The organism is Erwinia persicina (assembly GCF_014838825.1).
GTDB lineage: Bacteria > Pseudomonadota > Gammaproteobacteria > Enterobacterales > Enterobacteriaceae > Erwinia > Erwinia persicina_A.
Map to the genome: position 1 here is coordinate 1 of NZ_JACYMO010000019.1, position 25,199 is coordinate 25,199.

Sequence of the window (25,199 nt, forward strand, 5' to 3'; positions counted from 1 at the left end):
TCCGGCGGTTCAGATGCTTCCTGAACCTCCTGAGCCGCTGGCCTGTAAGCCGTTGTGCCGTCTCAGTGGTTGCGCATTATAGGGATCCGAATTTATTGCACAAGCCTTTTTTGGATCTTTCTTTTTGGTTGCTGGGTTTTCACTCTTATCGTTGAGATCTCAGACGATCCGCACAAAATTAAGACGTTTTTTTGCCTCGATCATTGAACAATCATCGTCCTGCCATCAGGCTGGAAGGATCTTATCAACAAAGAGGTCATGATGAGCCACAACATACGTACGTATAAAGGAGTGCGCCCCCAGCTGGGTGAGCGTGTAATGATTGATTCGACCAGCGTCGTCATTGGCAATGTCGTTCTGGCGGATGATGTCGGTATCTGGCCCCTGGTGGTTATCCGTGGAGATGTTAATCGCGTCTCCATCGGTAAACGCACTAACATCCAGGACGGCAGCGTGCTGCATCTGACTCACAAGTCAGCCGCCAATCCGCAAGGCCATCCACTGATCATCGGCGAAGATGTTACTGTCGGACATAAGGCCATGCTGCACGGCTGCACCATTGGCAATCGGGTACTGGTCGGTATGGGGGCAATTCTGCTGGATGGTGTCGTAGTGGAGGATGACGTGATGATTGGTGCCGGTAGCCTGGTCTCCCCCGGCAAGCGCCTGGAGAGCGGCTTTCTTTATCTTGGAAGCCCGGCGAAAAAAATCAGACCACTGACGGAAGAAGAGACTGGCGGTCTGCTTTATTCTGCCAGTAACTATGTGGGCTGGAAAAATGATTACCTGTCAGAAGAGAGCCAGAACCAGCCCTGAGCATCTTCATCCAGCTGTCTGATTGCCTGCTCCGCATCATCTTCCAGTTCCCAGCGGTTCAGACGGAAGCAGCTAAGGGGATCACCTTCTGCAGCAAAGCGGCGAAGTAAGGCTTCGCCGCCAATGGCGCAAACACACTGAAAACCATCTACCAGCGCGGTAAAGCACACCGCTCGCGCTGCATCATCCCACCATTCTCTTTCGGGAAACTGAATCGACTGATTCACTCACTCATCTCGGCTTTCAGCACAGCAATAACGGGCGTGATGTCCGGCATAACACCGTGCCACAGCATAAAGGCATGGGCAGCTTGCCCCACCAGCATACCGAGTCCATCCGCCATCTGAGTCGATCCCTGCTGACGACACCACCGCAGGAAAGGCGTCTCACCCACTTGATAAAACATGTCATAGCAACGGGTCTGTGCATTAACCAGTGAAGCCGGCAGGTCAGGAACATTGCCAGCAACGCCGCTGGAGGTCGCATTGATGACCAGATCAAACGGCATAGTGGTGAGTTCATCACGGGTTACTGCCCTGACGTCACCATGCCGATGAAACAGCGTCTCCAGCTCTGCAGCTTTCGCATAAGTGCGGTTAGTGATTGCAATGCGGCTATCAGTAGAGAGTAAAGGGAGGATCACACCGCGGGCCGCCCCGCCTGCCCCGATCAGCAAGATCCGATCGCCGGGTTCGATCAGCTGCAGACGTTGCAGATCGCTTAACAGCCCGATCCCGTCGGTGTTATCGCCCAGCAGGCGGCCATCATCCAGCTTCTTCAGCGTATTGACCGCGCCCGCCAACGCCGCACGCTCACTTAACTCACCGGCCAGCGCATAAGCTTGCTGCTTAAAAGGCAGCGTCACATTTGCGCCTTTTCCTTCTGCGGCAAAAAATGCCCCCACCGCCTGCTCAAAACCGTCCACTGGCGCACAACAACGTGTGTAGGGATGAAGCAGCCGGGTCTGTTCAGCAAAGAGTTGATGAATACGCGGTGATTTACTGTGATGAATCGGATTACCAAAGACGACAAACGACATAGTGTTCTCTTTTATCCCTGGCGAATAAGCTCACCGGTTAATACATCACGAATTTCTGATGGATTCTGGCGGCCACCGGTTTCCCCATGAAGCACCGGAAAATCGCTCCCGAACTGCGCCAGGACTTCTGCGACGTTACGACAGGGTGGCAGCCCCGTCAGATTGGCACTGGTGGACACCAGCGGCTTACCCAGGCCATGACATAGTGCTGCGACGTCAGGATGGTCGCTGACGCGTACCGCCAGGGATGAAAAACGTCCCGTCAGCCAGGCCGGTGTCGTTACCCGTGCTGGCAACACCCAGGTCACCGGTCCCGGCCAGCGGGAAAACATGCGATGTTTCTGCTCAACAGAAAGTTGTTCGTCTGCAATATAGGGGAGCAGTTGCTGATAGTCAGAGGCAATCAGGATCAGCCCTTTCTCTACTGGACGTCGTTTCAACGTCAGCAACTGCATCACGGCGGTTTCACTGTCAGGATCGCAACCTAAACCAAATACGGCCTCGGTGGGATAAGCTATCACAGCAGACTGACGTAACTGACTTATGCACCGCGCTAGCGAATCATCCACGGATTTCATCTTCACTACCATTCTCTGACGTTACAGGTTTGCCACAGGCTTTACTGGCGCAGAAACGCTTTGCACCTCTGGCGGTTTTCTTTTCAATAAGTAGCGGGAACTGGCAAAACTCACAGACACCTTCAACCGGAGTGAAATTCACCGCAAACTGGCATTCCGGGTAGCGGTCGCAGGCATGGAAGGTTTTACCGTAGCGCGATCGTCGCTGTACCAGCTTCCCTCCCTGGCACTGTGGACAGGCGAGTGTGGTTTCATCCGGCTTATCGATGGTTTCTGTGTGGTCGCATTCGGGATAATCACCGCAGGCGATAAACATGCCATAACGCCCCTGACGCAGCACCAGAGCGGCACCACATTTCGGGCACAGCTGACCATCGAGCACTTTAACGATGTGCCCGTCAGCCTGACCTTTCAGTGGACGAATATAGTCACACTCGGGATAACGCGAACACCCAAGGAAAGCACCGTGCTTCCCTGAGCGAATAACCAGGTCTGCCCCACACTGGGGGCAGGATTCATTTTTTCGCACAGCGAAAAGCGCTGTTTTATTCATAACATTGTGTACACGAAGGCAATCTTCAGTGCAGCATTCCTTCATTGACGTCGAAAAGTAGCTCTTCCATTTGCTGGTAGGCGTTTTCACATCCCGGGATGTTAAACAGCACCATCAGCACCACCCATTTGAGATCGTCCAGATCAAACTCGAGGGTATCAAGCGCCATGATACGTTCGATGACCATTTCACGTGTTTCCAGATTCAGTACCTGAATTTGCTCCAGGAACAGAATAAAGCCACGACAGTTGGCATCTAAACGCTGACTCTCTTCCTCGGTGTAGATACGCATAGACAGCGGATCGGAAGTCAACTGAATCGGAGCCACCAGACCTTCCTGATAATCCGCCAGCTTTTCCAACCAGTTCAACGCATTATAAATATCTTCACGATGAAAACCTGCTTCGGCTAAATCATCCGTTAATTTATCCTGGTCAACGCGCATTTCTGCTTCGTTGTGGATGTACGTTTCAAACAGATACATTAGTACGTCGAACATGGCTTGCCCTCCTCAATCGGACATAGCCGCCGGGTACAGCTGCGATCCACCCTGCTAACTCCAACTCAAGCAGCTTCGCTACGATGGCTGGCACAGGTTGGCCGGCACGTTCAGCGACGACGTCAACAGGTGTAACCTCATCTCCTACGTTAGCCAACACATCGGGAAATGGCAATGGAGGATTAGCACTCTCTGCGGAATTGTTTGTCAGTTGTGATAAATCAGTCAGCCACGTCAGGTCGCTCTGTATTTGTTCGATAATATTATTGGGGTGTGCTACCAGCAAGGCCCCCTGCTGGATCAGCCAGTGGGTGCCTTCACTGCCCGGATTACCCAGGGCACCCGGAATCGCGTAAACATCACGATTCTGTTCCAGCGCCAGTTTCGCGGTGACCAGTGAACCACTGCGCAACGTCGCCTCTACCACCAGAACGCCCAGGCTGAGACCGCTGATGATGCGGTTTCGCCGTGGAAAATGCGCCGGTAACGGTTTCACACACAGCGGGAACTCAGAGACCAATGCCCCGCCGCCGGCAATGATCTGCTCTGCCAGTGACGTATGATGCCGGGGGTAGAGGGTATTCAATCCGCTGCCCAGCACCGCAATGGTTTTACCCTCTACCTCCAGCGCTGCCCGATGGGCTACGCCATCAATGCCTGACGCCAACCCACTGGTAATGGTCAGTCCGCTGAGTGCCAGGGCCTGACTGAACCAGCTTCCCCATTCGCGACCATAATGTGAGCAGTGGCGGCTGCCCACGACAGCCAGCTGTGGGGAAGTCAGTAAAGCCGGATCGCCGGCAACAAACAGTATCAGAGGAAAATGGGCAATCGCTTTTAACTGCGCTGGGTAATAAGGGCTCAGTGGGGTAATAAAATAGTGCTGCGGCGCTTCCAGCCATTGCAGACTCTGCGCAATCATTGCCGTATCGTATAAAAGGAACGCCTGCTGTTGATGGGGTAATAATCCCAGAGAGGCCAGCGCCCGCTCATCCGGCTGTGCAATCGCCTGTAAGGCCGTCAATAAACTCAGACGCTGTGAACTGGAAATTCCGGCTACGCCTGAAAGCCGCAATGCACATTCCACTGGTGACATAAATCGCTCCCTGATTCAGCCCCTTCCCCCTGAAGGTTACCTGCCGGGAATGCTGTCAATCCCAGCGCGAAATGTCTACAATAAGAGGGATAAATATCTAATCCCTTGAACACAGATCTGGAAAGTTATGTCAGTCTTGCAGGTATTACATTTTCCTGACGAGCGCCTGCGCATCGTTGCGAACCCCGTAAAAGAAGTGAATGCCGATATCCAGCGTATCGTCGATGATATGTTTGATACGATGTATGCCGAAGAAGGTATTGGCCTGGCCGCAACTCAGGTGGATATCCATCAGCGCATCATTGTTATTGATGTCTCTGAGAATCGTGACGAACGTCTGGTACTGATTAACCCTGAGCTGCTGGAAGAGAGCGGCGAAACGGGTATCGAAGAAGGCTGCCTGTCTATTCCGGAACAGCGTGCCCTGGTGCCGCGCTCCGAGAAAGTCAAAATCCGTGCGCTTGACCGTGAAGGCAAAAGCTATGAGCTGGAAGCCGATGGGCTGCTGGCAATCTGTATTCAGCACGAGATGGATCATCTGGTGGGTAAATTGTTTATTGATTACCTGTCGCCAATGAAACGTCAGCGTATTCGTCAAAAGCTGGAAAAACTGTATCGCCAGAGCGCCCGCGATTAAGCTCGCTGGCTATAGGGAATCACGTGTCCGAATCATTGAAAATCATTTTTGCCGGCACCCCTGACTTTGCAGCGCGTCATCTTGACGCGCTGTTGTCATCAGGATATCAGGTGGTGGGCGTATTCACTCAGCCAGACCGCCCTGCCGGTCGTGGTAATAAGCTGACTGCCAGCCCGGTGAAACATCTGGCTGAACAACACAGTATTCCGGTATTTCAGCCTAAATCCTTACGTCCTGAGGAAAACCAGCAACTGGTCGCTGCGCTGAACGCCGATGTCATGGTGGTGGTTGCCTACGGGCTGATCCTGCCAAAGAGCGTGCTGGATATGCCGCATCTGGGCTGTATTAATGTTCACGGATCTCTGCTGCCGCGCTGGCGCGGTGCTGCCCCGATACAGCGTTCGCTGTGGGCTGGTGATGCTGAAACCGGTGTGACTATTATGCAGATGGATGTCGGCCTCGATACCGGCGATATGCTGCACAAACTGGCCTGCCCTATCGAAGCCACAGACACCAGCGCCACACTGTATGACAAACTGGCGCAGCTCGGCCCGACCGGCCTGTTGACCACACTGACACGGATTGCAGACGGTAGCGTACAGCCAGAAGTGCAGGATGAATCGCTGGTCAGCTATGCCGAGAAACTGAGTAAAGAAGAGGCTCGCCTTGACTGGTCACTCTCTGCCGCACAGCTGGAGCGCTGTATCCGGGCCTTTAATCCCTGGCCTGTGAGCTACTTCATCATTGATGAACAACCCGTGAAAGTGTGGAAGGCCTCCGTTCTGGCCGCCGTTAACGGACACCAGCCGGGTGAAATCCTGCAGGCCGATAAACAGGGTATTCAGATCGCCACGGCCGATGGCGTACTGAATATTGAAGAACTGCAGCCTGCCGGCAAGAAAGCCATGAAAGCCCAGGATCTGCTTAATTCCCGCCGTGAATGGTTTACCCCTGGCAATATCATTGCCTGACACGATGCCCGGTAGCGCATACCGGGTTTTCGTCAGAATTGCGAACCCACTATGAAAAAAAATACCAATTTACGCAGCGTTGCCGCTCAGACTATCGAAAAAGTCGTAGAGCAGGGGCAATCGCTCAGTAACGTGCTGCCCGCCGCCCAGAAAATGGTCGGTGAAAAGGATGCTGCCCTGTTACAGGAGCTTTGCTATGGCGTCCTGCGCACCCTGCCACAGTTGGAATGGATTATCAGCAAGCTGATGTCACGCCCGATGACCGGTAAGCAACGGACGATCCACTATCTGATTATGGTCGGCCTTTATCAGCTGATGTACACCCGCATTCCGGCACATGCCGCGCTGGCGGAGACGGTAGAAGGTGCCATCGCCCTGAAACGTCAGCAGCTAAAAGGGTTGATTAACGGTGTCCTGCGGCAGTTCCAGCGTCAGCAGGAAGCACTGATGCAGCAGATGAACGAAGGTGATCAACAGTATCTGCATCCTAAATGGCTACTGGAACGCCTGAAACGCGCCTGGCCCGGTCAGTGGAAGCACATTGTGGAAGCTAATAATCAGCGCCCCCCCATGTGGCTACGCGTGAACCGGAATCATCACAGCCGTGATGCCTGGCTGGCCCTGCTGGAAGAAAGTGGTAAAACTGCTTTTGCTCATCCGCAGCATAGCGATGCTTTAAGGCTGGAGGCACCCTGTGCCGTAGGTCAGCTACCGGGATTTGCAGAGGGTTGGGTGACCGTACAGGATGCATCAGCCCAGGGCTGCGTCGCGCTGCTCGACCCGCAAAACGGCGAGAAGATCCTTGACCTGTGCGCCGCACCGGGGGGAAAAACCACGCATATTCTGGAAGCCGCTCCACAGGCTGAAGTGATGGCGGTTGATGTGGACGCACAGCGGCTGGCCAGGATCAGTGAGAATTTACAGCGGCTGAATATGCAAGCAGAGGTCAAGCTGGGTGACGGACGTACCCCGCAGGACTGGTGTGGAAACACTCAGTTCGATCGTATCCTGCTGGATGCGCCATGCTCGGCAACCGGCGTGATCCGCCGTCACCCGGATATTAAATGGCTGCGCCGCGACCGGGATATACCGGAACTGGCCCTGCTGCAACAACAGATCCTGGATGCAGTATGGCCTCATCTGAAGTCTGGCGGCACCATGCTGTACGCCACCTGTTCCATACTCCCCGAAGAGAATGCCTTGCAGATAACCCAGTTCCTGCAGCGACATGCTGATGCACGTCTTTGCGAGACTGGCGATCTGACCCATCCGGGTATTCAGGTCTTTCCGCAAATCGATGATGGTGATGGCTTCTATTACGCTAAATTGATAAAACAGTGATCGGCGTGGCGCGGTAAACTGCACCATAACCTGAACGACAACCAACAGACTGAAGCTCAATGAAAATCATCATTCTTGGCGCAGGACAGGTCGGCGGAACCCTTGCTGAAAACCTGGTCGGTGAAAACAACGATATTACCGTGGTCGATACCGATGCGCTGCGTTTACGACAGCTGCAGGACAAATTTGACCTGCGCGTGGTTCAGGGGCATGGCTCGCATCCCCGGGTCCTGCGGGAGGCCGGCGCTGAAGATGCTGATATGTTGGTTGCCGTCACCAACTCGGATGAAACGAATATGGTGGCCTGCCAGGTTGCCTATTCTCTGTTTAACACCCCGAACCGTATTGCCCGCATCCGCGCGCCGGATTATATCCGCGATGCCGACAAGTTATTCATCCCTGAGGCGGTGCCCATCGATCATCTGATCTCCCCTGAGCAGTTGGTGATCGACAATATCTACCGCTTAATTGAATATCCGGGTGCGCTGCAGGTGGTGAACTTCGCTGAAGGTAAAGTGAGCCTGGCAGTGGTGAAAGCCTATTACGGCGGTCCGCTGGTCGGTAATGCGCTGTCGGTGATGCGCGAACATATGCCGCATATTGATACACGCGTGGCGGCGATATTTCGTCAGGATCGCCCGATCCGTCCGCAGGGATCGACCATCATCGAAGCGGGAGATGAGGTGTTCTTCATTGCCGCCAGTCAGAATATCCGTGCGGTGATGAGTGAATATCAGCGTCTGGAAAAGCCCTACAAGCGCATTATGATTGTCGGGGGAGGCAATATTGGCTTCGGTCTGGCACAGCGTCTGGAAAAGCACTACAGCGTTAAACTGATCGAACGGGATCAGCAGCGGGCGGCCGAACTGGCGCAGAATCTGCAAAATACCATCGTCTTTTATGGCGATGCGTCGGATCAGGAGCTGCTGGCGGAGGAACACGTCGATCAGATCGATCTGTTTATCGCTATCACCAACGACGATGAAGCCAATATCATGTCGGCGATGCTGGCCAAGCGCATGGGCGCGAAAAAAGCGATGGTCCTGATCCAACGCCGTGCCTATGTTGACCTGGTGCAGGGCAGCGTCATTGATATCGCCATCTCGCCCCAGCAGGCGACAATTTCTGCGCTGCTTGGCCACGTGCGTAAGGCCGATATTGTTGGCGTCTCCTCACTCCGTCGTGGTGTCGCAGAAGCCATTGAGGCTATTGCGCACGGTGAAGAATCGACCTCTAAGGTGGTCGGTCGCCAGATCGATGATATTAAACTTCCTCCTGGTACGATTATCGGTGCAGTAGTACGTGGAAATGAAGTGATCATCGCCAATGATAATCTGCGTATCGAACAGGGTGACCATGTGATCATGTTCCTGACGGATAAAAAGTTCGTGCCGGATGTCGAAAGATTGTTCCAGCCAAGTCCCTTCTTCCTGTGATGCCCGCGTCCCTCACCCGGCTTCAGTGCCGGGTGCTGCGGATTTTTATCCTCTCCCTCCGTGGAAAATGCACCATCGTTTGTTAGACTTACATCATTGGCAAAAACAGGAGATAACAATGAGTTTATTCAAAGAGTTTCGCGATTTCGCGATGCGGGGCAACGTGGTGGACCTGGCGGTCGGTGTCATCATCGGCGCTGCGTTTGGCAAAATCGTGTCCTCACTGGTGGCAAATATCATTATGCCCCCGCTGGGATTACTGATTGGTGGCGTAGATTTTAAACAGTTCGCGTGGGTATTGAAACCCGCGGAAGGGGAAACAGCAGCTGTCGTGATGCAGTACGGAATTTTCCTGCAGACCATTTTTGACTTTGTCATCGTTGCATTTGCCATCTTTATGGCCATCAAAGTGATGAACAAAATGTACAAAAAGAAAGAAGTGGAAAAACCGGTGGCCAAGCCCTCTGCGGAAGAAACACTGTTAAGCGAAATTCGCGACCTGCTTAAAGAACAAAATAATAAAACGCTGTAAGTTGACTGTCACTTCCCGGAACCGCCATCACTGGCGGTTTTTTTATGCCTGAATAGCCAGGAGGCCAGTGGTCAGTACGCTATTAACGCTCTGACCACTGGCCTCCCAGTTACCTTTCTTCGCATGCTTATCTTTGCGACGGTAGCTGCCTTTGCCTTTTTCATTCGCTTCAATGCGCGTTTTAAAAAGCGGGTCATGAAGCAATGCTTCAAGCGCATTATGGCGGATAGTGCCTTTCTTATGCTGGTAAACAGTCATGATTTTTCCTGTTGGTGAATGACGCCAAGGAATATAAACCTGTGAAGACGGAATTTCAATCGGTGCTTTTATCCATTGTTGAGGTCGCTCCTTTCTCCAGTGCCTCCAGTATTGAGCAGTAAACGCTACTGTGAGCGGTACCACAGCAGGCATCATTCAGCCGCTTCAGTGAGCGCTGCATGTGTTGCAGTTCGCTGAGCATAGACTCCACTTCGTTCAGTCGCTTTTGCACAATTGTTTTGGACTCCTGACAGGTGTGATGTTCCGGATCGACGCGAATAGAGAGCAGCTCCCGAATAGATTCCAGAGTGAACCCCAGCTGGCGACCATAGCGGATAAACTTCAGGCGCTGTAAATCGTTGTCGCTGTACAGACGAAATCCCCCGCCGGTTCGCACCTGGTGATCCATCATCTGCTGCTTTTCATAGAAACGAATAGTATCTGGCGTCACGTCCGCCAGCTTCGCAAGTTGCCCGATACGGTACATTACTTCTCCTCAAGAAAATGTTGCTGCACTTTGCTGCCATAACCACCGCGCAAAAAATCGGTACTGATACCCGCCTGCCGCAGCTTTATCTCCAGCAGCCGCAGATGTTTTTCCTGCTGCTTATAGCGCGTATCCGCAGGATCAACCGTACGCAATAATTCATCTAACTCAAGCGCTTCACGTCTCATCTCCAGTTCCGGCGGCAGGTAACCCGAATTTTTGAGGATGCGAAAGCCAGCGCGCAGCTCTGCCGGGACATGGCTGTCATCATCGAGCTGTAACGGCTGGCCCGAGCCGGGAAGGTCATCGAGCTCTCCCTGGCGCAGGGCGGCAAGAATATGTTGTTCTGCCAGTTGATCGAGTAAGGACATCACTGCCTCCATAAATCAGAATGAGGTCAGCATAGCGCATTTGAAAGGGTGTTAACCAGGAGGAGGAATTCTGGATATAAAAAAACCCCGCAAGCGGGGTTTTTTCAGTACTGCGGCAGATTACTCTGCTGCAGCTTCTGCTTGAGCTTCTGGACGATCAACCAGCTCGATGTAAGCCATCGGAGCGTTGTCACCAGCGCGGAAGCCACACTTCAGAATGCGAGTGTAACCACCTGCACGGCTCGCGAAACGCGGACCGAGCTCATTAAACAGTTTTGCCACGATCTCGTTATCACGAGTACGGGCGAATGCCAGACGACGATTAGCTACGCTGTCGGTCTTGGCAAGAGTAATCAGCGGCTCAACTACGCGACGCAGCTCTTTCGCTTTTGGCAGGGTCGTCTTGATGATCTCATGACGAACCAAAGAGCCAGCCATGTTGCGGAACATAGCCTGACGATGGCTGCTGTTGCGGTTCAGTTGACGACCACTCTTACGATGGCGCATGACCTTATCCTTCTCAGTGAAACCTTAACCTGTGATCGGGTTATTCATCAGCGATGCTAGCGGGCGGCCAGTTTTCCAGGCGCATGCCCAGAGACAGACCACGAGAAGCCAGCACATCTTTAATCTCAGTAAGAGATTTTTTACCAAGGTTAGGCGTTTTAAGCAGCTCAACCTCGGTACGCTGTACCAGATCACCGATGTAGTGGATAGCTTCTGCCTTAAGGCAGTTAGCAGAGCGGACAGTCAATTCCAGATCGTCAACAGGGCGCAGCAAGATCGGATCGAATTCTGGTTTCTCTTCTTTCACTTCCGGCTGACGTACATCACGTAAGTCGACGAAAGCTTCCAGTTGTTCAGCCAGGATGGTAGCCGCACGGCGGATCGCTTCTTCAGGATCTATAGTGCCGTTGGTTTCCATTTCGATGACCAGCTTGTCCAAATCGGTACGCTGTTCTACACGCGCTGCTTCAACATTGTAGGCAATTCGCTCTACAGGGCTGTAGCAGGCGTCGACCAGCAGACGGCCGATTGGGCGCTCATCTTCTTCCGAATGAATTCGGGCAGAAGCCGGCACATAACCACGGCCACGCTGAACTTTGATACGCATGCTAATAGCGGCGTTTTCATCGGTCAGGTGACAGATCACGTGCTGCGGCTTGACGATTTCGACATCCCCATCATGGGTGATATCGGCTGCAGTCACAGGGCCAATGCCAGATTTATTCAGAGTAAGAATAACTTCATCTTTGCCCTGAACTCTTACCGCCAAACCTTTCAGGTTGAGCAGGATTTCCAGGATATCTTCCTGTACGCCCTCTTTGGTGCTGTACTCGTGCAGTACACCATCAATTTCAACCTCGGTCACCGCGCAACCCGGCATTGATGAAAGCAGAATACGGCGCAGTGCGTTACCAAGAGTATGGCCAAAGCCACGCTCTAAAGGCTCAAGGGTCACCTTGGCGTGCGTCGAACTCACTTGCTCGATATCTACCAGGCGCGGTTTTAGAAACTCTGTCACAGAACCCTGCATTGTGTCCTCTCTTTGGTACTAAGCCTTACTTGGAGTAAAGCTCGACGATCAGGTGTTCGTTAATGTCCGCAGACAGATCAGTACGTTCAGGAATACGCTTGAACACACCTTCCATCTTAGTTGCATCAACTTCCAGCCAGGTTGGCTTTTCACGCTGTTCAGCCAGCTCCAGAGCGGCTTTCACGCGAGACTGCTTTTTGGCTTTCTCACGGATGCTAACAACGTCATTCGGAGTTACCTGATAAGAAGCGATGCTAACAACGCGGCCGTTTACCAAAATAGATTTATGGCTAACCAACTGACGTGCTTCTGCACGAGTGGCGCCAAAGCCCATACGGTAAACTACGTTATCCAGACGACCTTCCAGCAGAGCTAACAGGTTTTCACCGGTGTTGCCTTTCAGACGAGCTGCTTCTTTATAATAGTTACGGAACTGACGCTCCAGCACGCCGTACATACGACGAACTTTCTGCTTTTCACGTAACTGCACACCATAGTCAGACAGACGTGGCTTGCGCGCACCGTGCTGACCAGGAGCTTGTTCAATCTTACACTTGGTATCAATCGCGCGAACGCCAGACTTAAGGAACAGGTCTGTGCCTTCACGACGGCTCAGCTTGAGCTTAGGACCCAAATATCTTGCCATTTTCTTTCTCCAACATTCCTAAAAAACGGGGCGTTATACGCGACGTTTTTTCGGCGGACGACAACCGTTGTGAGGGATCGGAGTCACATCAGTAATATTAGTGATGCGGAAACCAGCAGCGTTCAGGGCACGAATTGTTGATTCGCGGCCTGGACCAGGACCCTTAACCATAACTTCCAGGTTCTTAATACCGTAATCTTTCACGGCCTCTGCGCAACGCTCTGCAGCAACCTGCGCAGCGAACGGCGTAGACTTACGAGAACCACGGAAACCGGAACCACCGGCTGTTGCCCAACCCAGCGCATTACCCTGACGATCGGTAATAGTTACGATGGTGTTGTTAAAAGATGCATGGACATGAGCCACGCCATCAGAGACTTGCTTTCTTACACGCTTGCGTGCACGAACTGGTGCCTTTGCCATTATTCAATCACCCCGATTATTTCTTGATCGGTTTACGCGGACCCTTACGGGTACGTGCGTTGGTCTTGGTACGCTGACCGCGCACTGGAAGACCACGACGATGACGCAAACCACGATAGCAACCAAGGTCCATAAGACGCTTGATGCTCAGGGTGACTTCACGACGCAGATCGCCTTCAACAACAAATTTCGCTACTGCATCACGCAGAATGTCGATTTGTTCTTCAGACAGCTCACTGATCTTAACATTTTCAGCGATTCCCGTAGATGCACAGATAGCCTGTGAACGGGTCTTGCCGATACCGAAAATTGCAGTTAATGCGATAACGGTATGTTTATGATCAGGAATGTTAATGCCTGCTATACGGGCCACTATGCACTCCTATTTAATTACTTATGCGTCCCATGCCGAAAAGCCCGTTTTCAGGATACTCAAATGGAAACGCATAGACATACAAAAGATTGGCTGGCTAATCTAGCCAGCTCAACCCGACTTTGCAAGAAAAATATGCGATTAAATCAGCCTTGGCGCTGTTTATGCTTAGGCTCGGCACTGCAGATCACACGAACGACACCGTCGCGACGAACGATTTTGCAGTTACGACATAATTTCTTGACGGAAGCACGAACTTTCATTTTTACTCTCCGTAACTTCTCAAGCGCCTGAATTAACGGCCGTAGCCCTTCAGGTTTGCTTTCTTCAATGCAGACTCGTACTGACTTGACATCATCAGAGTTTGCACTTGAGCCATAAAGTCCATGATGACAACCACTACAATCAGCAGTGATGTACCGCCGAAGTAGAATGGTACTTTCATCGCATCACGCATGAACTCCGGGATCAGGCAGATAAAGGTAATGTACAACGCACCGATTAATGTCAGGCGGGTCATTACTTTATCGATGTACTTCGCCGTCTGTTCTCCCGGACGAATACCTGGTACAAATGCACCAGACTTCTTCAGGTTATCTGCTGTTTCACGCGGGTTGAACACCAACGCTGTGTAGAAGAAACAGAAGAAGATGATTGCAGTCGCATAGAGTAACACATAAAGCGGTTGACCAGGCTGTAACGACATAGAAATAGTCGTCAGCCAGTTCCAGCCAGTTCCGCCCCCGAACCATGACGCGATGGTTGCTGGGAACAGGATAATGCTGGAAGCAAAGATAGCAGGGATTACACCGGCCATATTCACTTTCAACGGTAAATGTGTGCTCTGCGCAGCATAGACACGACGGCCTTGCTGACGTTTCGCATAGTTCACCACAATGCGGCGTTGACCACGCTCAACGAAAACAACGAAGAAGGTCACTGCAAATACGAGAACTGCAACCAACAGCAACAGGAGGAAGTGCAGGTCGCCTTGCCGCGCTTGCTCGATGGTATGGCCAATGGCCGGCGGCAGACCCGCAACGATACCAGCGAAGATAATGATCGAGATACCGTTACCGATACCTCGTTCAGTTATCTGCTCGCCCAGCCACATCAGGAACATTGTCCCGGTAACCAGACTGACAACAGCAGTAAAGTAGAAAGCAAATCCTGGGTTTAACACCAGGCCCTGCATTCCAGGCATATTCGGCAGGCCGGTAGCAATACCGACCGCCTGGAATATCCCTAATACCAGAGTACCGTAACGGGTGTACTGACTAATCTTACGACGGCCAGCCTCCCCTTCTTTCTTGATTTCAGCTAACGCTGGATGAACCACCGTCAGCAGCTGGATAATAATAGAGGCCGAAATATACGGCATAATACCCAGGGCAAAGATAGAAGCACGGCTCAGAGCACCACCAGAGAACATGTTGAACATTTCAATGATGGTGCCACGCTGTTGCTCAAGCAATTTGGCAAGTACAGTGGCATCGATACCAGGGATTGGAATAAAAGAGCCAATACGGAAAACAATCAGCGCACCAATCACAAACAGAAGTCTGCGTTTTAGTTCGCCAAAACCACCCTTGGCACTTTGAAAATCTAATCCCGGTTGCTTAGCCATCTGCTACTTATTCCTCAATTTTACCGCCAGCAGCTTCGATTGCAGCACGAGCGCCTTTAGTCACACGCAGACCGCGAATCGTTACCGGTGCAGAAACTTCGCCAGACAGGATCACTTTCGCGAACTCCATCTGAATACCGATAATGTTTGCTGCTTTCAGCGTGTTCAGGTCGACGATACCGCCTTCAACTTTCGCCAGGTCAGACAGACGAACTTCTGCAGTGACCATTGCTTTGCGAGAGGTGAAACCGAATTTCGGCAGACGACGGTACAGAGGCATCTGGCCGCCTTCAAAACCACGACGTACGCCACCGCCAGAACGTGAGTTCTGACCTTTGTGACCGCGACCGCCGGTCTTGCCGAGGCCAGAACCGATACCACGACCCAGACGTTTTGAAGCGTGCTTGGAACCGTCGGCCGGAGACAGAGTATTTAAACGCATCTGTTACTCCTCCACTTTAACCATGTAGGAAATCGCGTTAACCATACCGCGTACAGCTGGCGTGTCTTCACGCTCTACGGTGTGGTTAATACGACGCAGACCCAGGCCAAGCAGCGTTGCCTTGTGTTTAGGCAAACGGCCGATCGAACTGCGGGTTTGAGTAATTTTAATAGTCTTAGCCATGGTCATTACCCCAGAATGTCTTCAACGGATTTGCCACGCTTGGCAGCGACCATTTCTGGGGAATTCATGTTGGCCAGGCCATCCAGAGTTGCACGAACCACGTTGATCGGGTTAGTGGAACCGTAGGCTTTAGCCAGAACGTTATGAACCCCAGCAACTTCCAGAACGGCGCGCATTGCACCACCGGCAATAATACCGGTACCTTCTGAAGCGGGTTGCATGAACACACGAGAACCTGTGTGCACACCTTTAACAGGGTGCTGCAGGGTGCCGTTGTTCAGCGCGACGTTGATCATATTGCGACGAGCTTTTTCCATCGCTTTCTGGATCGCTGCTGGAACTTCACGCGCTTTACCGTAACCAAAACCGATGCGACCGTTACCATCACCAACAACAGTCAGAGCTGTGAAGGAGAAAATACGACCACCTTTAACGGTTTTCGATACGCGATTTACCGCGATCAGCTTTTCCTGCAGTTCGCCAGCTTGTTTTTCGATGTGTGCCATCTTACACCTCTACCTTAGAACTGTAGGCCAGCTTCACGGGCAGCATCTGCCAGTGCCTGGACACGACCATGATATTGGAAACCAGAACGGTCGAAAGAAACACCTGTGATGCCTTTTTCGATTGCGCGTTCAGCAACTGCTTTACCAACAGCAGCGGCAGCGTCTTTGTTTCCAGTGTACTTCAGTTGCTCACTGATAGCTTTTTCTACTGTAGAAGCAGCGACCAGGACTTCAGAACCGTTTGGTGCGATTACCTGTGCGTAAATATGACGCGGGGTACGATGTACCACCAGGCGAGTAGCACCCAGCTCTTTGAGCTTGCGACGTGCGCGGGTCGCACGACGGATACGAGCAGATTTCTTATCCATAGTGTTACCTTACTTCTTCTTAGCCTCTTTGGTACGCACGACTTCGTCGGCGTAACGAACACCCTTGCCTTTATAAGGCTCAGGACGACGGTAGGCGCGTAAATCTGCTGCAACCTGACCAATCAGCTGTTTATCAGCGCCTTTCAGCACGATTTCAGTCTGAGTTGGACATTCAGCAGTGATTCCCGCTGGCAGCGCGTGGTCAACTGGGTGAGAGAAGCCAAGGGCCAAGCTCACAGAGTTGCCTTTTACGGCTGCACGATAACCTACACCAACCAGCTGCAGCTTCTTAGTGAAGCCTTCGGTAACACCGATAACCATAGCGTTCAGCAGAGCGCGTGAAGTACCAGCCTGCGCCCAACCATCCACAAAACCTTCGCGCGGAGCGAAAGTCAGGGTGTTGTCAGCATGCTTAACTTCTACAGCTTTGTTGAGCGTACGAGTCAGCTCGCCGTTTTTACCTTTAATCGAAATTACCTGACCGTCGAGTTTTACCTCTACGCCGGCAGGAATCGCGACTGGTGCTTTAGCAACACGAGACATTTATTCCTCCGATTAAGCTACGTAGCAGATAATTTCGCCGCCAAGACCTGCCTGGCGAGCTGCACGATCGGTCATAACACCTTTAGAGGTAGAGATAACAGCGATACCCAGTCCAGCCATAACTTTAGGCAGTTCGTCTTTGCGTTTGTAGATACGCAGACCTGGACGGCTTACACGCTGAATGCTCTCAACCACTGCCTTGCCCTGGAAATACTTAAGTGTCAGTTCCAGTTCAGGCTTGGTGTCGCCTTCGACTTTAAATTCTTCAATATAGCCTTCTTCCTTCAGCACGTTGGCAATCGCCAATTTCAGCTTGGAGGAAGGCATGGTGACCGCAACTTTGTTCGCGGCTTGACCGTTACGGATACGGGTCAGCATATCCGCGATCGGATCTTGCATGCTCATCTGTCTTTACTCCCGTGATTCAATTGGTAATTACCAGCTAGCCTTTTTCAAGCCAGGTACTTCACCGCGCATGGCGGCTTCACGCAACTTGATACGGCTCAGACCGAATTTGCCCACATAACCATGTGGACGGCCAGTTTGGCGGCAGCGGTTACGCTGACGAGACGGGCTGGAATCACGCGGCAGAGTTTGCAGCTTGAGAACAGCATTCCAACGATCTTCGTCGGATGAGTTCACACTAGAAATGATAGCTTTCAGTTCCTCGCGTTTAGCGCGGTACTTGTCAGCCAGTTTCACGCGAACGACTTCGCGTGCTTTCATCGATTGCTTAGCCATCAGTAACCCTGCCTTACTTGCGGAACGGGAAGTTAAAAGCAGCCAAAAGTGCGCGGCCTTCATCATCAGATTTCGCAGTGGTGGTAATGGTGATATCCAAACCACGAACGCGGTCGACTTTGTCATAGTCGATCTCTGGGAAGATGATCTGCTCACGAACGCCCATGCTGTAGTTACCACGGCCATCGAATGACTTAGCGGACAAGCCACGGAAGTCACGGATACGTGGAACAGCAATAGAAATCAGACGCTCAAAGAACTCCCACATGCGTTCGCCACGCAGAGTTACTTTACAGCCGATCGGATAGCCCTGACGGATTTTGAAGCCTGCAACTGATTTGCGTGCTTTGGTGATAAACGGCTTTTGACCGGAGATTGCTGCCAAGTCAGCTGCTGCATTGTCCAGCAGTTTCTTGTCAGCGATCGCTTCACCTACACCCATATTCAGGGTGATCTTCTCGACCCGAGGGACTTGCATGACAGAATTGTAGCTAAACTCAGTCATGAGTTGTTTAACTACTTCGTCTTTGTAGTAATCATGCAGTTTCGCCATCGTACTACTCCAAATTACTTGATAGTTTCGCTGTTCGATTTGAAGAAACGGACTTTTTTGCCGTCTTCGAATCTAAAGCCTACACGGTCAGCCTTGCCGGTTGCCGAGTTGAAGAGTGCAACGTTAGAAACCTGAATAGCAGCTTCTTTTTCAACGATGCCACCTGGTTGGTTCAGAGCCGGAACCGGCTTTGAGTGCTTCTTAACCAGGTTAATACCTTCAACAATCAGTTTGCCTGAAGACAGAACATTTTTTACTTTACCGCGCTTACCTTTATCTTTGCCGGTCAGCACGATAACTTCGTCATCGCGACGGATTTTAGCTGCCATTTTTCGCTCCTTAGAGTACTTCTGGTGCCAGAGAGATAATTTTCATGAACTTTTCAGTACGAAGTTCACGAGTTACCGGCCCAAAAATACGCGTTCCGATAGGCTGCTCACTGTTATTATTTAAAATAACGCATGCATTACCATCGAAGCGAATGACAGAACCGTCCGGGCGACGAACACCCTTCCTGGTGCGCACCACTACCGCTTTCAGCACATCACCCTTCTTAACCTTACCGCGAGGAATTGCTTCCTTGATGGTAATTTTGATGATGTCGCCTACGCCTGCGTAGCGACGGTGCGAGCCACCCAGAACCTTGATACACATTACGCGACGTGCACCGGAGTTGTCGGCGACGGTCAGCATAGTCTGTTCTTGGATCATTTTAGTGCTCCGCTAATGTCAACTACTACTTCGGGACCTGATTCAGGTCGTATAAAAGCCCCATATTGAGGGCGCAGCATTATAACACTGCTTCCTGCATATGGGTAGAAAAAATAAACGGCTCTTGCGAGCCGCTTATCTTATTTTTTAGAGACGGCAGATTCTATTACAGAATCGCTTTCTCTACAACGCGAACCAGCGTCCAGGACTTAGTCTTGGACAGTGGACGGCATTCGCGGATTTCAACCACGTCGCCGATACCACATTCGTTGTTCTCGTCATGTACGTGCAGTTTGGTCGTACGTTTGATGAATTTCCCGTAGATCGGGTGCTTCACAACACGTTCGATTGCAACAACAATGGATTTCTCCATTTTGTCACTCAGAACACGACCTTGCAGAGTACGGATTTTATCGGTCATTACGCACCCGCCTTCTCAGTCAGTAAAGTCTTAACGCGTGCAACATCACGACGAACATTCTTCAAGACGTGAGTCTGTTGAAGTTGGCCGGATGCTGCCTGCATGCGCAGATTGAACTGCTCACGCAGTAGGTTAAGTAGCTCAGTGTTCAGCTCTTCAACGCTTTTTTCACGCAGCTCTGTTGCTTTCATTACATCACCGTCTTAGTTACAAAGGTGGTTTTGATAGGCAGTTTTGCTGCTGCCAGCTTGAATGCTTCACGGGCCAGCTCTTCCGGTACGCCGTCCATTTCATACAGGACTTTACCAGGCTGGATCAAGGCAACCCAATACTCTACGTTACCTTTACCTTTACCCATACGCACTTCCAGCGGCTTCTCGGTAATTGGTTTGTCCGGGAATACACGGATCCAAATTTTACCTTGACGCTTAACTGCACGGGTCATAGCACGACGTGCTGCTTCGATCTGACGAGCAGTCAGACGACCACGGCCAACAGCTTTCAGACCGAAAGTACCGAAGCTAACATCCGTACCCTGCGCCAGACCACGGTTGCGGCCTTTATGCACTTTACGGAATTTTGTACGCTTTGGTTGTAACATCAGCGACTCTCCTTACTTACGGCCTTTACGCTGCTGCTTTTTAGGTTGAGCAGCCGGTTCCGGTTGTTCAACAGCAGCCATACCACCCAGGATCTCACCTTTGAAGATCCATACCTTAACGCCGATTACACCATAAGTGGTGTGGGCTTCAGAGGTGTTGTAGTCAATGTCTGCACGCAGAGTGTGCAGTGGCACGCGGCCTTCACGGTACCATTCAGTACGCGCGATTTCTGCACCGCCAAGACGGCCACTAACTTCAACTTTGATCCCTTTAGCGCCCAGACGCATTGCGTTCTGTACAGCACGCTTCATAGCACGACGGAACATCACACGACGCTCCAGCTGTGAAGTGATGCTGTCAGCAACCAATTTAGCGTCCAGTTCCGGTTTACGGACTTCGGCGATATTGATCTGTGCAGGAACGCCAGCGATATCCGCTACGACCTTGCGCAGTTTTTCTACATCTTCGCCTTTCTTACCGATAACGATGCCTGGGCGAGCGGTGTGAATAGTCACACGGATGCTCTTAGCCGGACGCTCGATAACGATACGAGAAACGGATGCTTTAGCCAGTTCTTTAGTCAGGAACTGACGCACTTTAAAGTCGCTGTCCAGGTTGTCAGCGAATTCTTTGGTATTTGCGAACCAGGTAGAGTTCCAGGGTTTAACAATACCCAGGCGAATACCATTAGGATGTACTTTCTGACCCATTGCTAGTCTCCAGAGTCTCAGCGATCGGACACAACCACAGTAATGTGGCTGGTGCGCTTCAGGATGCGATCTGCACGACCTTTTGCACGAGGCATAATGCGCTTCATGCTTGGGCCTTCGTCAACGAAGATCTTCGTGACTTTCAGATCATCAATGTCAGCGCCATCGTTGTGTTCGGCGTTAGCAATGGCAGATTCCAGGACTTTCTTGACCAGTACAGCCGCTTTCTTATTGGTGTAGGTCAAAATGTCCAGAGCCTGCGACACTTTCTTACCGCGTACAAGATCCGCTACCAGGCGAACCTTCTGTGCAGAAGAACGAGCGTGGCGATGTTTAGCGATAGTTTCCATCTCTTCCTCCTGCCTTAGCGTTTCTTGGCTTTTTTATCAGCCGCGTGGCCGCGATAAGTACGGGTCGGTGCAAATTCACCCAGTTTGTGACCGACCATTTCGTCGGAAACAAAGACAGGAACGTGCTGACGACCATTATGGACAGCGATGGTCAAACCGATCATGTTAGGGAAGATCGTTGAACGACGGGACCAGGTGCGCAGTGGCTTCTTGTCTCCGCTTTCCAAAGCTTTCTCTACCTTCTTCAGCAAGTGCAGGTCAATAAAAGGACCTTTCTTGAGAGAACGTGGCATGGCTTATCCTCTAAAATTATTTGCTACGGCGACGTACGATGAACTTATCGGTACGCTTGTTGCTGCGGGTTTTCTTACCTTTGGTCTGAACGCCCCACGGGGTAACCGGGTGCTTACCAAAGTTTTTACCCTCACCACCACCGTGCGGGTGATCAACTGGGTTCATCGCCGTACCGCGAACGGTAGGACGAATACCACGCCAACGAGCTGCACCGGCTTTACCCAGAACGCGAAGCATATGCTCAGCATTACCGACTTCGCCCAGGGTTGCGCGGCAGTCAATTTCGACTTTACGCATTTCACCAGAACGCAGACGCAGGGTAACGTAAGAACCTTCACGCGCAACGATCTGCACGTAAGTACCAGCAGAGCGAGCAATCTGACCGCCTTTGCCTGGTTTCATTTCTACGTTATGCACGGTAGAACCCACTGGGATGTTACGCATCGGCAGGGTGTTACCTGCTTTAATCGCAGCATCAACGCCAGACTGAATCTGGTCGCCAGCTTTCAGGCCTTTAGGGGCCAGGATGTAACGGCGTTCGCCATCTTTGTACAGAACCAGTGCGATGTTCGCAGAGCGGTTCGGATCGTACTCAAGACGTTCAACGGTCGCTGGGATACCATCTTTGTTGCGTTTGAAGTCAACAATACGGTAAGCCTGCTTGTGACCACCACCGATATGACGGGTAGTGATGCGACCATTGTTGTTACGGCCACCGGATTTGCTGTTTTTCTCAACCAGCGGGGCGAATGGTTTGCCCTTGTGCAGCTCCGCGTTTACCACTTTAACTACATGGCGACGACCCGGAGATGTCGGTTTACATTTAACAATTGCCATTGTTCTTCTCCTCCGACTTACTCAGCGCCGCCTGCGAAGTCCAGATTCTGGCCTTCTTTCAGGGTGACGTAAGCTTTTTTCCAGTCGCTACGACGACCAATACGCTGTCCAGAACGCTTAGTTTTGCCTTTAACCAGCAAAGTGTTCACGACTTCAACTTCTACTTCGAAAAGTTTCTGTACAGCGGCTTTGATTTCTGCTTTGGTCGCGTCTTTCGCAACTTTGAGAACGATGGTGTTAGTTTTTTCCATCGCAGCAGATGCTTTTTCAGATACGTGCGGCGCGCGCAGTACTTTCAGCAGACGTTCTTCACGGATCATGCCAGCATCTCCTCAACTTGCTTAACTGCGTCAGCAGTCATAACGACTTTGTCGAAGGCGATCAGGCTAACTGGGTCGATACCCGCTGCATCACGTACGTCAACCTTGTACAGGTTACGCGCGGCCAGGAACAGGTTCTCTTCCAGTTCGCCAGTGATGATCAGCACGTCTTCCAGAGCCATGTCTTTCAGTTTTTCTACCAGCAGCTTCGTTTTAGGAGCTTCCAGAGAGAACTGCTCGACAACGATCAGACGATCTTGACGTACCAGTTCGGACAGGATGCTTTTCAGCGCGCCGCGGTACATCTTTTTGTTAACTTTTTGACTGTGGTCCTGTGGCTTCGCAGCAAAGGTCACACCACCTGAACGCCAGATTGGGCTCTTTACAGAACCTGCACGAGCGCGGCCGGTACCTTTCTGGCGCCACGGCTTTTTGCCGGAACCAGTTACTTCAGCACGAGTCTTCTGAGCACGAGTACCCTGACGAGCACCTGCTGCATAAGCAACAACAACCTGGTGTACCAGCGCTTCGTTGAAATCACGACCGAAGGTAGTTTCGGAAACAGTCAGCGCGCTTTGCGCGTCTTTCAATACTAATTCCATTGCTATCCCCTTACGCCTTCACAGCTGGTTTAACGATAAGGTCGCAACCGGTAGCACCGGGTACTGCACCTTTAACCAGCAGCAGGTTGCGCTCAGCGTCAACACGTACAACGTCCAGACTCTGAACTGTTACACGCTCGTTGCCCATCTGGCCTGCCATTTTCTTGCCTTTGAACACTTTGCCCGGAGTCTGGTTCTGACCGATAGAACCCGGTACGCGGTGTGACAAGGAGTTACCGTGCGTAGCATCCTGAGTACGGAAGTTCCAGCGCTTTACAGTACCGGCAAAACCTTTACCTTTAGATGTTCCAGTCACGTCAACTTTTTTCACGTCAGCGAAAATGTCAACATTAATGCTCTGACCTACAGTGAACTCAGCGCCTTCAACGGTGCGGAATTCCCACAGACCACGGCCAGCTTCAACGCCAGCTTTAGCAAAGTGACCTGCTTCAGGCTTAGTTACACGGTTTGCTTTTTTAGCACCGGTAGTTACCTGGATAGCAGTGTAACCGTCGTTTTCCAGGCCTTTGACCTGAGTAACGCGGTTTGCTTCAATTTCGATCACGGTTACAGGGATAGAAACGCCATCTTCTGTGAAGATACGGGTCATACCCACTTTTTTACCGACTAAACCAATCATTGTTTCAACCTCTCAATCGCTCAATGACCTGATTAACCCAGGCTGATCTGCACGTCAACACCTGCAGCCAGATCCAGACGCATCAGAGCATCAACCGTTTTCTCGGTTGGCTCAACGATGTCAACCAGACGCTTGTGAGTGCGAATCTCATACTGATCGCGCGCATCTTTGTTGACGTGCGGAGAGATCAGAACGGTAAAGCGCTCTTTGCGGGTCGGCAGCGGGATAGGACCACGTACCTGCGCACCAGTGCGCTTGGCAGTCTCTACGATTTCCGCAGTTGATTGATCGATCAGACGATGATCAAACGCTTTAAGACGGATACGGATTCTTTGGTTCTGCATGAGACCAGAGCTCCAATTATTTATAAACGAAAAGAATTACTACTCGCATCCATTACGATTGATGGAGGAGTGTAATCGTTGAGCACATAACCCGCATATCGCGAGTATTGTTGACAGGCACTTTCGTACTTGTCTGCGACTCATATTGAATCGCGCCAGGCCGTATTGGCAGGCCCGCGTATTATACGTACATTCAGGGGTAAAGCAACTGCATTGTGTGTTTTATCGCTGATGGGATGTTACTCATCGGGAGAGCAAATGCCCTCCCCTGCCGTAACGGGCGGGATTGTCAGGCTTCCCTCTTTCTACAGATAAAAAAAAGAGCGCCGAAGCGCTCTCTTTTCTTTTGCTCTGGCAGAGCATGCTCTGCCAGACAAGTTTCGACAATTAAGCGATAACTTTAGCAACAACACCTGCACCAACGGTACGGCCGCCTTCGCGAATTGCGAAACGCAGACCGTCGTCCATTGCGATTGGGTGGATCAGGGTAACAACCATCTGAATGTTGTCGCCTGGCATAACCATTTCCACGCCTTCTGGCAGTTCGATGGTACCGGTCACGTCAGTTGTACGGAAATAGAACTGTGGACGGTAGCCTTTGAAGAACGGAGTATGACGGCCGCCTTCATCTTTAGACAGAATATAAACTTCTGACTCGAACTTGGTGTGTGGCTTGATTGAACCTGGCTTAGCCAGTACCTGGCCACGCTGGATATCTTCACGCTTAACACCGCGCAGCAGGATACCACAGTTCTCACCCGCACGGCCTTCGTCCAGCAGCTTACGGAACATTTCAACACCGGTACAGGTTG

At 51.6% G+C, this 25,199-nt stretch carries 44 protein-coding genes; 6 read left to right on the forward strand and 38 right to left on the reverse strand.

Translation table 11 applies throughout. The annotated features are described in order from the left end of the window. The first annotated feature begins 261 nt into the window (after window positions 1-261). Window positions 262-816, forward strand: coding sequence for a gamma carbonic anhydrase family protein (locus IFU29_RS21745; RefSeq protein WP_191935728.1), 555 nt, complete (start codon window positions 262-264; stop codon window positions 814-816). Here IFU29_RS21745 and IFU29_RS21750 read toward each other — a convergent pair. The 6 genes from IFU29_RS21750 to dprA are packed head-to-tail and all read right to left on the reverse strand — an operon-like array spanning window position 783 to window position 4,581. Further along, complete coding sequence (locus tag IFU29_RS21750; protein WP_191935729.1) at window positions 783-1,043, reverse strand: DUF1488 family protein; 261 nt, start codon at window positions 1,041-1,043, stop codon at window positions 783-785. The two genes, IFU29_RS21745 and IFU29_RS21750, sit on opposite strands and share 34 nt — an antisense overlap. After that, window positions 1,040-1,855: a shikimate dehydrogenase gene (aroE, locus tag IFU29_RS21755; RefSeq protein ID WP_191935730.1), complete on the reverse strand. Its 816-nt coding sequence runs from the start codon at window positions 1,853-1,855 to the stop codon at window positions 1,040-1,042. The genes IFU29_RS21750 and aroE overlap by 4 nt, the downstream gene beginning before the upstream one ends. 11 nt (window positions 1,856-1,866) lie before the next feature. After that, a complete protein-coding gene (gene tsaC / locus IFU29_RS21760) occupies window positions 1,867-2,433 on the reverse strand; it encodes an L-threonylcarbamoyladenylate synthase type 1 TsaC (RefSeq protein WP_191935740.1) in 567 nt (188 codons plus the stop codon). Further along, window positions 2,417-2,986, reverse strand: coding sequence for a DNA topoisomerase family protein (locus IFU29_RS21765; RefSeq protein ID WP_191935731.1), 570 nt, complete (start codon window positions 2,984-2,986; stop codon window positions 2,417-2,419). The genes tsaC and IFU29_RS21765 overlap by 17 nt, the downstream gene beginning before the upstream one ends. A gap of 25 nt (window positions 2,987-3,011) precedes the next feature. Then, a complete protein-coding gene (smg, locus tag IFU29_RS21770) occupies window positions 3,012-3,485 on the reverse strand; it encodes a DUF494 family protein Smg (RefSeq protein ID WP_062749311.1) in 474 nt (157 codons plus the stop codon). Further along, a complete protein-coding gene (dprA, locus tag IFU29_RS21775) occupies window positions 3,457-4,581 on the reverse strand; it encodes a DNA-protecting protein DprA (RefSeq protein WP_191935732.1) in 1,125 nt (374 codons plus the stop codon). The genes smg and dprA overlap by 29 nt, the downstream gene beginning before the upstream one ends. Window positions 4,582-4,708: 127 nt before the next feature. Between dprA and def the strand changes: the two genes are divergently transcribed. From def to mscL, 5 genes are all read left to right on the forward strand, one after another. Next, window positions 4,709-5,218 (forward strand): peptide deformylase, encoded by a 510-nt coding sequence (gene def / locus IFU29_RS21780; protein ID WP_062749315.1) that lies wholly within the window; start codon window positions 4,709-4,711, stop codon window positions 5,216-5,218. A gap of 23 nt (window positions 5,219-5,241) precedes the next feature. Further along, window positions 5,242-6,189, forward strand: a complete 948-nt coding sequence (gene fmt / locus IFU29_RS21785) for a methionyl-tRNA formyltransferase (RefSeq protein ID WP_191935733.1) — start codon at window positions 5,242-5,244, stop codon at window positions 6,187-6,189. 51 nt (window positions 6,190-6,240) lie between these two features. Further along, on the forward strand, window positions 6,241-7,530 hold the full coding sequence (gene rsmB, locus IFU29_RS21790; RefSeq protein WP_191935734.1) for a 16S rRNA (cytosine(967)-C(5))-methyltransferase RsmB: 1,290 nt from the start codon (window positions 6,241-6,243) through the stop codon (window positions 7,528-7,530). A 59-nt stretch (window positions 7,531-7,589) separates the two neighbouring features. Further along, complete coding sequence (gene trkA, locus IFU29_RS21795; RefSeq protein ID WP_191935735.1) at window positions 7,590-8,966, forward strand: Trk system potassium transporter TrkA; 1,377 nt, start codon at window positions 7,590-7,592, stop codon at window positions 8,964-8,966. A gap of 118 nt (window positions 8,967-9,084) precedes the next feature. Then, on the forward strand, window positions 9,085-9,498 hold the full coding sequence (gene mscL, locus IFU29_RS21800) for a large-conductance mechanosensitive channel protein MscL (RefSeq protein ID WP_191935736.1): 414 nt from the start codon (window positions 9,085-9,087) through the stop codon (window positions 9,496-9,498). A 42-nt stretch (window positions 9,499-9,540) separates the two neighbouring features. Here the strand turns inward: mscL and IFU29_RS21805 are convergent, their stop codons facing one another. From IFU29_RS21805 to IFU29_RS21960, 32 genes are all read right to left on the reverse strand, one after another. Further along, window positions 9,541-9,756 (reverse strand): alternative ribosome-rescue factor A, encoded by a 216-nt coding sequence (locus IFU29_RS21805; protein ID WP_191935737.1) that lies wholly within the window; start codon window positions 9,754-9,756, stop codon window positions 9,541-9,543. 55 nt (window positions 9,757-9,811) lie between these two features. Next, window positions 9,812-10,243, reverse strand: a complete 432-nt coding sequence (zntR, locus tag IFU29_RS21810; RefSeq protein WP_191935738.1) for a Zn(2+)-responsive transcriptional regulator — start codon at window positions 10,241-10,243, stop codon at window positions 9,812-9,814. Continuing rightward, on the reverse strand, window positions 10,243-10,614 hold the full coding sequence (locus tag IFU29_RS21815) for a DUF1992 domain-containing protein (RefSeq protein WP_191935739.1): 372 nt from the start codon (window positions 10,612-10,614) through the stop codon (window positions 10,243-10,245). The genes zntR and IFU29_RS21815 overlap by 1 nt, the downstream gene beginning before the upstream one ends. A gap of 120 nt (window positions 10,615-10,734) precedes the next feature. Beyond that, on the reverse strand, window positions 10,735-11,121 hold the full coding sequence (gene rplQ / locus IFU29_RS21820; protein WP_003850180.1) for a 50S ribosomal protein L17: 387 nt from the start codon (window positions 11,119-11,121) through the stop codon (window positions 10,735-10,737). A 40-nt stretch (window positions 11,122-11,161) separates the two neighbouring features. After that, entirely contained in the window at window positions 11,162-12,151 is a 990-nt protein-coding gene (locus IFU29_RS21825; protein WP_002919219.1) for a DNA-directed RNA polymerase subunit alpha, read from the reverse strand. Window positions 12,152-12,176: 25 nt separating this feature from the next. After that, complete coding sequence (rpsD, locus tag IFU29_RS21830) at window positions 12,177-12,797, reverse strand: 30S ribosomal protein S4 (protein WP_048917625.1); 621 nt, start codon at window positions 12,795-12,797, stop codon at window positions 12,177-12,179. Between the two features lie 33 nt (window positions 12,798-12,830). Continuing rightward, entirely contained in the window at window positions 12,831-13,220 is a 390-nt protein-coding gene (gene rpsK, locus IFU29_RS21835) for a 30S ribosomal protein S11 (RefSeq protein WP_004160563.1), read from the reverse strand. A 16-nt stretch (window positions 13,221-13,236) separates the two neighbouring features. After that, window positions 13,237-13,593 (reverse strand): 30S ribosomal protein S13, encoded by a 357-nt coding sequence (gene rpsM, locus IFU29_RS21840; RefSeq protein WP_048917626.1) that lies wholly within the window; start codon window positions 13,591-13,593, stop codon window positions 13,237-13,239. A 146-nt stretch (window positions 13,594-13,739) separates the two neighbouring features. After that, window positions 13,740-13,856: a 50S ribosomal protein L36 gene (rpmJ, locus tag IFU29_RS21845; protein ID WP_020322760.1), complete on the reverse strand. Its 117-nt coding sequence runs from the start codon at window positions 13,854-13,856 to the stop codon at window positions 13,740-13,742. A gap of 32 nt (window positions 13,857-13,888) precedes the next feature. Continuing rightward, a complete protein-coding gene (secY, locus tag IFU29_RS21850; protein WP_004160567.1) occupies window positions 13,889-15,220 on the reverse strand; it encodes a preprotein translocase subunit SecY in 1,332 nt (443 codons plus the stop codon). A gap of 7 nt (window positions 15,221-15,227) precedes the next feature. After that, complete coding sequence (rplO, locus tag IFU29_RS21855; protein ID WP_048917627.1) at window positions 15,228-15,662, reverse strand: 50S ribosomal protein L15; 435 nt, start codon at window positions 15,660-15,662, stop codon at window positions 15,228-15,230. 3 nt (window positions 15,663-15,665) lie between these two features. Further along, window positions 15,666-15,845: a 50S ribosomal protein L30 gene (rpmD, locus tag IFU29_RS21860; protein WP_004160569.1), complete on the reverse strand. Its 180-nt coding sequence runs from the start codon at window positions 15,843-15,845 to the stop codon at window positions 15,666-15,668. Window positions 15,846-15,850: 5 nt separating this feature from the next. Beyond that, entirely contained in the window at window positions 15,851-16,351 is a 501-nt protein-coding gene (rpsE, locus tag IFU29_RS21865) for a 30S ribosomal protein S5 (RefSeq protein ID WP_004160571.1), read from the reverse strand. 14 nt (window positions 16,352-16,365) lie between these two features. Then, a complete protein-coding gene (rplR, locus tag IFU29_RS21870) occupies window positions 16,366-16,719 on the reverse strand; it encodes a 50S ribosomal protein L18 (RefSeq protein ID WP_004160572.1) in 354 nt (117 codons plus the stop codon). 9 nt (window positions 16,720-16,728) lie between these two features. Further along, complete coding sequence (gene rplF / locus IFU29_RS21875; RefSeq protein WP_048917629.1) at window positions 16,729-17,262, reverse strand: 50S ribosomal protein L6; 534 nt, start codon at window positions 17,260-17,262, stop codon at window positions 16,729-16,731. A gap of 12 nt (window positions 17,263-17,274) precedes the next feature. Beyond that, window positions 17,275-17,667 (reverse strand): 30S ribosomal protein S8, encoded by a 393-nt coding sequence (rpsH, locus tag IFU29_RS21880; protein ID WP_048917630.1) that lies wholly within the window; start codon window positions 17,665-17,667, stop codon window positions 17,275-17,277. Between the two features lie 30 nt (window positions 17,668-17,697). Then, the gene (rpsN, locus tag IFU29_RS21885; RefSeq protein WP_052902737.1) at window positions 17,698-18,003 is read right to left on the reverse strand and encodes a 30S ribosomal protein S14; all 306 of its coding nucleotides are present in this window, start codon (window positions 18,001-18,003) and stop codon (window positions 17,698-17,700) included. Between the two features lie 13 nt (window positions 18,004-18,016). Then, entirely contained in the window at window positions 18,017-18,556 is a 540-nt protein-coding gene (gene rplE, locus IFU29_RS21890; protein WP_013204126.1) for a 50S ribosomal protein L5, read from the reverse strand. Window positions 18,557-18,570: 14 nt separating this feature from the next. Then, on the reverse strand, window positions 18,571-18,885 hold the full coding sequence (rplX, locus tag IFU29_RS21895) for a 50S ribosomal protein L24 (protein ID WP_048917632.1): 315 nt from the start codon (window positions 18,883-18,885) through the stop codon (window positions 18,571-18,573). Window positions 18,886-18,895: 10 nt separating this feature from the next. Beyond that, window positions 18,896-19,267, reverse strand: a complete 372-nt coding sequence (gene rplN, locus IFU29_RS21900) for a 50S ribosomal protein L14 (RefSeq protein ID WP_015960712.1) — start codon at window positions 19,265-19,267, stop codon at window positions 18,896-18,898. A 166-nt stretch (window positions 19,268-19,433) separates the two neighbouring features. Then, window positions 19,434-19,688, reverse strand: a complete 255-nt coding sequence (gene rpsQ / locus IFU29_RS21905) for a 30S ribosomal protein S17 (RefSeq protein ID WP_048917634.1) — start codon at window positions 19,686-19,688, stop codon at window positions 19,434-19,436. After that, on the reverse strand, window positions 19,688-19,879 hold the full coding sequence (rpmC, locus tag IFU29_RS21910; protein ID WP_048917635.1) for a 50S ribosomal protein L29: 192 nt from the start codon (window positions 19,877-19,879) through the stop codon (window positions 19,688-19,690). The genes rpsQ and rpmC overlap by 1 nt, the downstream gene beginning before the upstream one ends. Next, a complete protein-coding gene (gene rplP, locus IFU29_RS21915) occupies window positions 19,879-20,289 on the reverse strand; it encodes a 50S ribosomal protein L16 (RefSeq protein WP_002438716.1) in 411 nt (136 codons plus the stop codon). Before rplP ends, rpmC begins: the two co-directional genes overlap by 1 nt. Window positions 20,290-20,301: 12 nt before the next feature. Continuing rightward, window positions 20,302-21,000, reverse strand: a complete 699-nt coding sequence (rpsC, locus tag IFU29_RS21920) for a 30S ribosomal protein S3 (RefSeq protein ID WP_002919766.1) — start codon at window positions 20,998-21,000, stop codon at window positions 20,302-20,304. A 17-nt stretch (window positions 21,001-21,017) separates the two neighbouring features. Further along, window positions 21,018-21,350 carry a 50S ribosomal protein L22 gene (rplV, locus tag IFU29_RS21925; protein ID WP_000447532.1) on the reverse strand — a complete coding sequence of 111 codons (333 nt, stop codon included), beginning with the start codon at window positions 21,348-21,350 and terminating at the stop codon, window positions 21,018-21,020. A gap of 14 nt (window positions 21,351-21,364) precedes the next feature. Next, window positions 21,365-21,643, reverse strand: coding sequence for a 30S ribosomal protein S19 (gene rpsS, locus IFU29_RS21930; protein WP_004160590.1), 279 nt, complete (start codon window positions 21,641-21,643; stop codon window positions 21,365-21,367). A 16-nt stretch (window positions 21,644-21,659) separates the two neighbouring features. Then, window positions 21,660-22,481 carry a 50S ribosomal protein L2 gene (gene rplB / locus IFU29_RS21935; RefSeq protein ID WP_118665377.1) on the reverse strand — a complete coding sequence of 274 codons (822 nt, stop codon included), beginning with the start codon at window positions 22,479-22,481 and terminating at the stop codon, window positions 21,660-21,662. 17 nt (window positions 22,482-22,498) lie between these two features. After that, window positions 22,499-22,801, reverse strand: a complete 303-nt coding sequence (gene rplW / locus IFU29_RS21940) for a 50S ribosomal protein L23 (protein WP_062749336.1) — start codon at window positions 22,799-22,801, stop codon at window positions 22,499-22,501. After that, entirely contained in the window at window positions 22,798-23,403 is a 606-nt protein-coding gene (rplD, locus tag IFU29_RS21945; RefSeq protein ID WP_023656564.1) for a 50S ribosomal protein L4, read from the reverse strand. The genes rplW and rplD overlap by 4 nt, the downstream gene beginning before the upstream one ends. A gap of 10 nt (window positions 23,404-23,413) precedes the next feature. After that, the gene (gene rplC, locus IFU29_RS21950; protein ID WP_048917638.1) at window positions 23,414-24,043 is read right to left on the reverse strand and encodes a 50S ribosomal protein L3; all 630 of its coding nucleotides are present in this window, start codon (window positions 24,041-24,043) and stop codon (window positions 23,414-23,416) included. Window positions 24,044-24,075: 32 nt separating this feature from the next. After that, entirely contained in the window at window positions 24,076-24,387 is a 312-nt protein-coding gene (gene rpsJ / locus IFU29_RS21955) for a 30S ribosomal protein S10 (protein WP_001181005.1), read from the reverse strand. Window positions 24,388-24,774: 387 nt separating this feature from the next. After that, on the reverse strand, window positions 24,775-25,199 hold a 425-nt coding region (locus IFU29_RS21960), incomplete at its 5' end, for an EF-Tu/IF-2/RF-3 family GTPase (RefSeq protein ID WP_244633776.1).